General features: G+C 62.6%; 7 protein-coding genes and 1 pseudogene. 7 read left to right on the top strand and 1 reads right to left on the bottom strand.

Going from position 1 to position 9,501, the window contains the following annotated elements:
* Positions 1 to 321 (bottom strand): annotated as a pseudogene (locus ACK5JE_RS12785) (transposase); the annotation flags it as partial.
* A 353-nt stretch (positions 322 to 674) separates the two neighbouring features.
* Between ACK5JE_RS12785 and ACK5JE_RS12780 the strand changes: the two are divergent.
* The 7 genes from ACK5JE_RS12780 (at position 675) to ACK5JE_RS12750 (ending at position 9,499) form a co-directional block, all read left to right on the top strand.
* Entirely contained in the window at positions 675 to 3,218 is a 2,544-nt protein-coding gene (locus ACK5JE_RS12780; RefSeq protein ID WP_416802080.1) for an autotransporter outer membrane beta-barrel domain-containing protein, read from the top strand.
* Entirely contained in the window at positions 3,218 to 3,778 is a 561-nt protein-coding gene (gene ddpX, locus ACK5JE_RS12775; protein ID WP_416802079.1) for a D-alanyl-D-alanine dipeptidase, read from the top strand. The genes ACK5JE_RS12780 and ddpX overlap by 1 nt, the downstream gene beginning before the upstream one ends.
* A gap of 90 nt (positions 3,779 to 3,868) precedes the next feature.
* Positions 3,869 to 5,431, top strand: coding sequence for an ABC transporter substrate-binding protein (locus ACK5JE_RS12770; protein WP_416802078.1), 1,563 nt, complete (start codon positions 3,869 to 3,871; stop codon positions 5,429 to 5,431).
* A 15-nt stretch (positions 5,432 to 5,446) separates the two neighbouring features.
* Positions 5,447 to 6,469, top strand: coding sequence for an ABC transporter permease (locus tag ACK5JE_RS12765; protein ID WP_416802077.1), 1,023 nt, complete (start codon positions 5,447 to 5,449; stop codon positions 6,467 to 6,469).
* Positions 6,466 to 7,299 carry a D,D-dipeptide ABC transporter permease gene (gene ddpC, locus ACK5JE_RS12760; protein WP_416802076.1) on the top strand — a complete coding sequence of 278 codons (834 nt, stop codon included), beginning with the start codon at positions 6,466 to 6,468 and terminating at the stop codon, positions 7,297 to 7,299. Before ACK5JE_RS12765 ends, ddpC begins: the two co-directional genes overlap by 4 nt.
* The gene (locus ACK5JE_RS12755; RefSeq protein ID WP_416802075.1) at positions 7,296 to 8,396 is read left to right on the top strand and encodes an ABC transporter ATP-binding protein; all 1,101 of its coding nucleotides are present in this window, start codon (positions 7,296 to 7,298) and stop codon (positions 8,394 to 8,396) included. Before ddpC ends, ACK5JE_RS12755 begins: the two co-directional genes overlap by 4 nt.
* A complete protein-coding gene (locus tag ACK5JE_RS12750) occupies positions 8,393 to 9,499 on the top strand; it encodes an oligopeptide/dipeptide ABC transporter ATP-binding protein (RefSeq protein ID WP_416802074.1) in 1,107 nt (368 codons plus the stop codon). Before ACK5JE_RS12755 ends, ACK5JE_RS12750 begins: the two co-directional genes overlap by 4 nt.
* Positions 9,500 to 9,501 lie beyond the last annotated feature (2 nt).

The raw sequence follows: 9,501 nt of genomic DNA, 5'->3' as shown, positions 1-9,501 counted from the left end.
TTTTCATGTATGCAACTGATCGGGACGGCTTGGCCAGCACATTCCTGAGGGCCAGCCACAGCAGCTTGATGGCCGACTCGTCCCAGGGGAACTGGCCGCGATTCTTGATGATTTCACGCAGTTGCCGGTTCATGTTCTCGAGGGCGTTGGTGGTGTAGATCACACGCCGGATGTCAGGCGGGAAGATGAAGAACGACGCCACATGCTCCCAGGCTCGCTCCCAGGCCGCCCGATGGTCGAATATTTCGTGCCCCAAGGGCCAGTAGCAAAGGCCGCCAGCGCCTCTCTGGCCTGCTGCTCGTTGGCCGCTGCGGAGATGGGTCATACAACTCGATGTACGCGCCGATGGGCTGCCGGGCCTGACGGACCGAGTCGCAGGACCGCCTCCCAATCCAGATTTAACAGTTTTTAAATGGACAGAATTTGTTCCATATGATCCCATGCATGAAGGGATTTTCGGATGTTCCAATAGCTGTTTTCAGTCAACGAATGTCGATGGTGGAAACGGCGACGTCCTTGGTGGAATAGAGAGGTGGCGTCGGAAATTCCGGCAAGCTGATAAGCGGGACGCCCTGGGCCTGAGCAGGCGATAGCGCTGGCAAATAAACTCTAGGTATATATCAATGTAATTGAATCTTAAAAGGGTCTGTGCGGCGACTATGCTTGCTGGAGGAATGGCTGTTTCTTTCGCTGACATGGCGAATGCTGGTTGTATTCCTGTCGGGGGTACATTCGAATGCTCCGGGCTTATCTGGCGGCAGGCTATTTATTATAATACGACGACATATAAATATATCGGGTATACGTCTGACCCCAACAAAGGCTTTATGCCTTACGGTAGTTATCAGTCTGCGGTTGGCGCTGATCTCAAGGTACATATTTCAGCCGACGGAGTGGTGGTCAATAATGGTGCTGGGGCGGCATGGACATCTGACGGATTCAGTAACAACGGTGGAGGGGTTGTTAAGAGTCTCCACGTTTTGAACGATGGGAAGATCATCGCCTACAACCTTGGCGGCAGCAATTTCGCCGTTGACCTGTCACTGGCGCCGGCCGCTAATCTTGGCGCAACGACATTCGACAACAACGGACTGATACAAGGATCTCAGGCAGCGTTCTCTGTTCTATCAAGGGATTTGTTCACTCTGAATAATTCGGCCAGTGGAATCGTTACAGCCACGGATAAGGCCGTCTCTGTCAATGCTGTCGGTACACTCATAAATAATTATGGACGAATCGAACGAACTACGCCTGGCGCTGGCTCGTTCGCGATCAACTCGACAAACAATGCATCCCGGGATATTTTGAATCTGTATTCCGGCCATATCAAAGGTGATGTATTTTTGAACGGTTCTGATGATGCGTTTGATTGGTATGGCGGTGATCTTGAAGGCTTGCTCAATCTGGGTACGGGGTCTGACAAGGCCACTGTCCACACGTCGAATTTCAGTCCGGATTTTCTATTTGATGGCGGTGATGACGTTTCAGTCACTGATGGTTGGATCGACACGCTGAAATTCAGCGGAATTACAGTAACCGCCACTGGCGGCAACCTGCAAAACTGGGAAAATATCGTTGTCGATAGTGACTCGATGTTGAGCTTTTCCGATAATGCACTGACCACAAGCTCCGACGCCGGTTACGGCCTCTTCATCAACAACGGCGGTACGGTCAATGGCGCGGCTCCCGGTAATGCGTTCACGATAAATGGCAATGTCACCAATGCCGGCACACTGGCCTTCTCGGATGGCGTGGCGAATGATACGTTCACAATTAATGGCGATTATGCTACGAACGGCGGCACGATCAAATTAGATACTGTGCTTGGCGGTGACGGTTCGGCCACTGATCTACTGGTTGTCAACGGGAACACGACAGGAAGCGGCTGGATCGCGGTGAATAATATTAACGGCACCGGAGCACAAACTGTCGCAGGCATCAAGATCATGGATATAACCGGGTCTTCCGGGGCCGATTTCACGCTCATCGGTGACTACACGATACATGGCCAGCAAGCTATTGCTGCCGGTGCCTATGCATACACGTTGAACAAAAACGGCGTCTCAACGCCAACGGATGGCGACTGGTATTTGCGGTCTGAGCTCAAGCCGACGCAACCAGTTGATCCAAAGGATCCAACCAGCCCTGTTGCGCCAACGGGTCCAGCCTACAACCCTGTTGCTCCTGTTTCGGAAGCCTATCCTCAGATTCTGCTTGGCCTGAACGGCCTGCCGACCTTGCAGCAGCGCGTCGGCAATCGCTTCTGGTCTGGCTCGGGTGCAGACAGCGCAGCCGATGGCGCGAACGCGGTGGAAGAGGATACGGATACTGGTGTGCCAGCTTCTTTTATCAAAGGACGCGGCATCTGGGGTCGCATTGAAGGCCAGCATGTCAAGTTCGCCCCGGACGCGTCTACGACTGGTGCAAACTACGATTACGATACCCTCAAGCTGCAGGCGGGTGTGGACTTCCTGCTGAACGAAAATGACAAGGGCTCGCTGATCGGCGGCGTCACGGCTCATTACGTCCACGCCTTGGCCGATGTGTATTCGATCTATGGCAACGGCGACATCTCAACCCATGGGTATGGCCTCGGCAGCACGCTGACCTGGTATGGCAAGAACGGCTTTTATGTCGATACTCAGGGCCAATACACTTGGTATGACAGCGACCTGTCATCAGATACTGCCATTGGCTCAATCGTCAAAGACAATGATGGCAGTGGCTACTCCCTGTCGATTGAAGCTGGCAAGCGCATCGAGCTGCATAATTTCGGCAATGGCGGCTGGACGATAACGCCGCAAGCACAGCTGCAATATTCGGCTATCGATTTTGATACGTTCACCAAGACCTTTGGCGGTCATCGCTCTGCAACGATCTCACTTGGGGACGGTGACAGCCTGCGTGGGCGTTTGGGCGTCACGCTCGACAATGAAGCCTCATGGCAGGCGGAGAATGGCACAGTGCGCCGTCATCATGTCTACGCCATTGCCAATCTCTACAACGAGTTCCTTGACGGGACATCAGTGGACGTCTCTGGCGCCAGCCTCGCCAACCGCTCGGATCGCCTGTGGGGCAGTCTGGGTCTCGGTGGCAGCTACAACTGGAACGACGATAAGTACTCCGTCTATGGCGAAGCCATTGCCTACACCAGCCTCAATAGTTTCGGCGATAGCTACGCCATCAAGGGAACCGTCGGCCTAAGGATCAAGTGGTAATGCTGCCGGATCTGATCGAAGTCTCCCAGGCCGATGGCCTGCGTATCGCGCTGGCCTATGCTACGCCCGACAACCTGACCGGCCGGCCAGTCTATGCCCCCGAGGCCCGCTGCGTCCTGCGGCCGGTCGCGGCCGATGGCCTGCGTCGGGCGGCGCGCGCGGCATGGCGGGCGGGGCTCAGTCTGATCGTCTATGACGCCTACCGTCCTGCGGCGGCCCAGGCGGTGTTCTGGCGGATACTGCCGGATCCGCGCTACGTAGCCGATGCCGCCCAGGGTTCGAACCACACCCGGGGCGTGGCGGTGGACGTGGGGTTGCTGGACGCCGACGGCGTGCCGCTGGACATGGGTACCGGATTCGACGATATGCGGGATCTGTCGCATCATGACCACGATGGTCTGCCGCCCGGCGCACAGCGCAATCGGCACATGTTGCTGGGCATCATGCTCCAGGCCGGGTTCCGTTCGATTCCGACGGAGTGGTGGCACTACGAATTGCCTGGCGCACGGGAATATGCGTTACTGCCTGAAAGCGACATGGTCCGGGTCGTCATGGACTGAATCGACAGTCCGGTCTTTTGCGGGCCAGGGTAGCGCGGATGCGATCCGGTGGGTCGCGCCCGCTGATGGGCTTCATTGGACGGAGGCGATATGCAATCCATGATTCGAGCGGGATTCCGCCGCGCGTTGATGGCGGCGGTGATGGGCGCGGGGGCGTGTGCCCTGGCGGGCGGGGCGTGGGCGGCGACGCCCGCCGATACCCTGGTGATCGGCAAGCCGGCCGACCCTCAGACATTGGATCCGGCCATCACGATCGACAACAACGACTGGACGGTCACCTATCCTGCCTATCAGCGCCTGATGCGCTACAGGCAGGTCGATGGCAAGGGATCGACCGAGGTCGAGGGCGATCTGGCGGCCAGCTGGTCGGCCTCGCCGGACAATCTGGTCTGGACGTTCAAACTCAACGATGGCCAGAAATTCTCCGATGGTACGCCAGTGGATGCGCAGGCGGTCAAACAGTCTTTCGAGCGGCTGCTGGCCAAAAAGCAGGGGCCTTCCGAGGCCTTCCCCGCCGACCTGAAAATCGATGCCCTGGACGGGCGGACCGTGCGTTTCACGCTGAGCAAGCCCTTTGCGCCGTTCCTCTACACGCTGGCCAACAACGGCGCCTCCATCGTCAATCCCAAGGCGATGCAGCGTGACGATGCCGACGCCTGGCTGTCGGGCCATACGGCGGGTTCGGGGCCCTACCGGCTGGTGTCCTGGCAAAAGGGCCAGTCGCTGCAACTGGAGCGCAATCCGCATTACGCAGGCTCCAAAAAACCGACACTGGCCGAGTTCGTGGTCAAGATCGTGCCCGAGTCGTCCGCGCGAAGGCTGCAGCTCCAGAAAGGCGACCTGGATGTGGCCGAGGAATTGCCGGTGGATCAGTTGCAGGCCCTGAAAAAAGACCGGGGTGTGCAGGTGGCTGAATTCCCGTCGCTGCGGGTGACCTATCTGTACCTGAACAATGCCAAGGGACCGTTGCAGAACCTCGACCTGCGCCGCGCCGTGGTCGCCGCGCTGGATTATCAGGGAATCGTGGACGGGATCATGATGGGGCAGGCCAGGCAGATGCGCGGTCCGATCCCCGAGGGCATGTGGGGACATGACGCCGCGCTGCCTCAGCCAGAACAGGACGTCGCGGCCGCCAAGGCGCTGGTGCAGACCGCCGGCGGGGTGCCTTCACCGCTGCTGCTGCGCTATTCCACCCAGGATCCCGCCTGGGAGCCGATCGCGCTGACGGTGCAGGCCAACCTGACCGCCATCGGGATGCCGGTCAAACTCGAAAAACTCGCCAATGCGACCCTGCGCGAGAACCTCGGTCAGGGCAATTTCGATATTTCCATCGGCAACTGGAGCCCGGATTTCGCCGATCCCTACATGTTCACCAGCTACTGGTTCGACTCGGACAAGAAAGGCCTGGCGGGCAACCGTTCCTTTTATGCCAATCCACAGGTCGATCAGTGGCTGCGCGAGGCCGCCACGCTCAGTGACCAGGCCCAGCGCGTGGCGCTCTACAAACAGGTTCAGGCTCAGGTCGTCAAGGACGCGGCCTACGCCTACCTGTACCAGAAAAACTATCAGGCCGGGCTGGGAGCGCAGGTCAAGGGCTTTGTCTTCAATCCCATGCTCGAGCGGGTGTTCAATGTGGCCGACATGACGAAATGACGAAATGACATCGCCATGAATGTGTCCTGGCTGTCCGTAGTCCGCCGACGGCTGGCCAGCCTGGTCTGGGTGGTGATCGGGGTGTCCCTGATCACCTTCACCATTTCCCATCTGGTGCCGGGCGATCCGGCCCGCCTGGTGGCCGGTGACCGCGCCACACCGGAAATCGTCGCCCACATCCGTACCCAGCTGGGCCTGGACCTGCCCCTGCCGCAACAGTACCTGCGCTACATGGGGCAATTGCTCCAGGGCGATCTGGGTACGTCGATCCGTACGCACCGACCCGTGTTGCAGGATATCGCCGCGTTCTTTCCCGCCACGTTGGAGCTGGCCTTGACGGCGCTGCTGCTGGCCACGTTGCTGGGCATTCCGCTGGGGGTGCTGTCGGCGGTCCACCGCAACCGTTTCATCGATCACGTGGCCCGCACGCTGGCGGTGACGGGCATCTCGACGCCGGCCTTCTGGCTGGGCCTGGGCCTGATCGTGGTGTTCTACGGCAAGCTCGGCTGGCTGCCCGGTGGCGGACGCATCGACCAGGGCCTGACGCCGCCGCCTGGTCTGACCGGGCTGTACCTGATCGACGCGGCGGTGGCCGGCGACTGGGTCGTCTGGCGCAGCGCGTTGCAGCACATGATCCTGCCCGCCCTGACGCTGGGGTTCGTGCACCTGGGGGTGGTGGCGCGGCAGGTGCGCTCGTCCATGCTGGAGCAACTGGGCGAGGACTACATCCGCACGGCCCGGGCCTATGGCCTGAATCCCTGGACCGTCGTCGTCCGTCATGCATTGCCCAATGCGCTGATTCCATCGGTGACCGTCCTGGGCCTGGCCCTGGGCGACCTGTTGTACGGGGCGGTGTTGACGGAGACAGTGTTCGGCTGGCCGGGCATGGGGGCCTATGTGGTGGATTCCATCCAGGCGCTGGATTTTCCGGCTGTGATGGGCTTTGCCGTGGTGGTGTCCTTTGCCTATGTGATCCTGAATCTGCTGGTGGACCTGCTGTACCGCCGGCTCGATCCGCGCATCCGGGAGGTCGGATGAGCTATCTGCTGTACCAGTTGCGCCGTAATCCTCTGATGCTGCTGGGGCTGGCGATTCTCGCGGCGGTGGGGCTGGCCGTGATCCTGGCGGACTGGGTGGCGCCCTATGATCCCGAGCGCATCAATCTGGTGCGGCGGTTGGCGGCGCCGTCTCCCGCGCACTGGTTCGGGACCGATGAGGTCGGCCGCGACATTTTCAGCCGGGTGCTCTATGGCGGACGCCAGTCCATCGGGGTGGGCCTGTTCGTTGCCGGTTGCGCCAGCGCCGTGGGCGCCGTGATCGGCTGTTTTTCCGGCATCATCGGCGGCCGTTTCGACGGGCTGGTCATGCGCGCCATGGATATGGTGCTGTCGGTGCCCTCGCTGGTGCTGATCATGGCGCTGGCCGCGGCGCTGGGCCCCAGCCTGTTCAATGCCATGCTGGCGATCACGCTGGTGCGCATCCCGTTCTATGTGCGGCTGGCGCGCGGCCAGACACTGAGCATCCGCGATCTGGCCTATGTGCAGGCGGCCTGGACGTTCGGCGCCACGCGGCGTCACGTGGTGCGCTGGCATGTGGTGCGCAACGCCGCTTCGCCCATCGTCGTGCAGGCCACACTGGATATCGGCGGCGCGATCCTGATGGCTGCGGCGCTGGGCTTCATCGGTCTGGGGGCGCAGCAGCCGACGGCGGAATGGGGGGCCATGGTGGCGACGGGGCGCAATTTTCTGCTGGATCAATGGTGGTACACCGTCACGCCAGGCTGCGCGATTCTGGTGACGGCGCTGGCCTGCAATCTGGTGGGCGACGGGGTGCGCGATCTGCTCGATCCGAAGTCGAGGGCCAAATGAGCGCGGATTCCTCCCCCCTGTCCATGCGGCGGCGTCCGCAGCCGCAGGCGTTGGCCGGGGCGCGGGATCGGGGTGAGGCGGCGGCTCCCGTGCTGGAGGTGCGCGACCTGTCGCTGGAATTCCCTGTGTTTGGCGGCGCCGTCCGGGCGCTGGGCGGCGTGAGCCTGCGCGTCATGCCGGGTGAGATCGTCGGCGTGGTGGGCGAATCGGGCTCGGGCAAATCGGTCACCGCCATGGCGGCGCTGCGCCTGTTGCCGGTCGGCGGCTATCGCGTCACGGGCGGCAGTCTGCGCCTGTGCGGTGAGGATGTGCTGGCCGCGTCCGAATCGCGCATGCGGCAATGGCGCGGGCGTCGAGCGGCGATGATTTTCCAGGAACCGATGACTGCCCTGAATCCGACCCGGCGCATCGGCGACCAGTTGGCGGGCGTGTTGCGCGCGCATCACCGCCTGGACCGGCGCGCGGCGCTGGATCGCGCCAGCGCCCTGCTGCGCGACATGATGATCCCGGATCCAGCCCGCACGCTGCGGGCCTATCCTTTCGAGCTGTCGGGCGGCATGCGCCAGAGAGTGATGGTGGCGATGGCGTTTTCCTGTGATCCGGCGCTGCTGATCGCCGATGAGCCGACCACGGCGCTGGACGTGACGGTGCAGCGCCAGGTGTTGCAGTTGCTGCGCCACCGGGCGCGCGAGCGAGGCGCCGCGATCCTGTTCATCACGCACGACATGGCCGTGGTGTCGCAGTTCTGCGACCGGGTGTACGTCATGTATGCCGGAACGGTGGTCGAACAGGGGCCGACCCATCAAGTGCTGAGTGCGCCTCGCCATCCCTATACGCGCGGCCTGCTCGATGGTCTGCCGGAGCGCGCCGGGCCGGGCGCCGATCTGGTGGCGATTCCAGGGCGGGTGCCGGACATGCGCCAGCCGCCGTCGGGCTGTGTGTTTTTCGACCGCTGTGCCTTCGCCGACCAGACCTGCCGTCGCCGGCCTGAGTTGCAGCCTCTGGACGCGGCGCAGGACGGATCGGTCCCGGCGGCGGCCTGTTGGCATCCCCTCGAGTCCGGCCGGGTGTCACATTCCGGGGGAGCCGCGCCATGACGGTCCTGGACACGCGCGCATCACCCGTGGCACACAGGCCGGGCGCGGATGACGGGACGCATTCGGGCGCGGGGGCGGTGCAGGACGGGCCGGTGCTGGAGGTCCTGGACGTGCATGTGCGGTTCCCGCTGGCTCAGGATTGGCGGGGGCGGGTGGTGCGCCATGCGCATGCGCTCAACGGCGTCAGCCTGCAAGTGCGACGCGGCGAGGCTTTCGGCATCGTCGGTGAATCCGGCTGCGGCAAGAGTACCCTGGCGGCGGTGCTCATGGGCCTGCTGCGGCCCACCGAGGGCGAGATGCGGCGGCTGCCGCGTCCCGATGGCTGTCCGGCCGATGTCCAGATCGTGTTCCAGGACCCGCAATCTTCGCTGGATCCGCGTCTGCCCGCCTGGCGGGTGATCATCGAACCGCTGGTGGCTGCCGGCCGCCGTGCGCGTGTCGCGCGTCGGGAAATCAGGGATGAAGGGGCGGGCGGATCGGGCCGCATGCGCAAGGTCGATCTGCGCGCGCGCGCAGATGCCCTGGCCCTGCAAGTGGGCCTGCGGCCCGAACATCTCGATCGCTACGTGCATGAGTTCTCCGGCGGGCAGCGCCAGCGGATCGCCATTGCCCGGGCGCTGGCGCCAGGGCCGGACGTGATCGTGCTGGATGAACCGACCTCCGCCCTGGATGTCTCTGTCCAGGCGCAGATCCTCAATCTGTTGCAGGCGCTGCGCGTCACGCACGGTCTGACCTACGTGCTGATTTCGCACAATGTTTCGGTCGTGCGCCATCTGTGCGACCGTGTGGCGGTGATGTATCTGGGGCAGGTGGTCGAACAGGGGCCGGTGGCCGAGGTGCTTGAATCCCCGCGCCATCCCTACATGCGTGAATTGCTCGATGCGGTGCCGCGCCTGGACCGGCCCTGGCCCGAGGCCGCGCCGCAGGCGCCGGCGGAACTGCCCGGCAATACCGTGTTGCCATCCGGCTGTTTCTTTGTCAGCCGCTGTCCCTGGGCGACCGCCGGTTGCGAACAGCCGCAGGCGCTGCTGCCCCGTCCCGAGGCGCCCTTGCATGCGTACCGCTGTCACGTGGCGGGACAATTGTCGCGCACCGGCCGCTAGCT

The organism is Castellaniella sp. (assembly GCF_047971665.1).
Lineage (GTDB): Bacteria > Pseudomonadota > Gammaproteobacteria > Burkholderiales > Burkholderiaceae_B > Castellaniella.
Note: the sequence above shows the minus strand (reverse complement) of the source record. Positions and strands in the feature narration are given on the sequence as shown.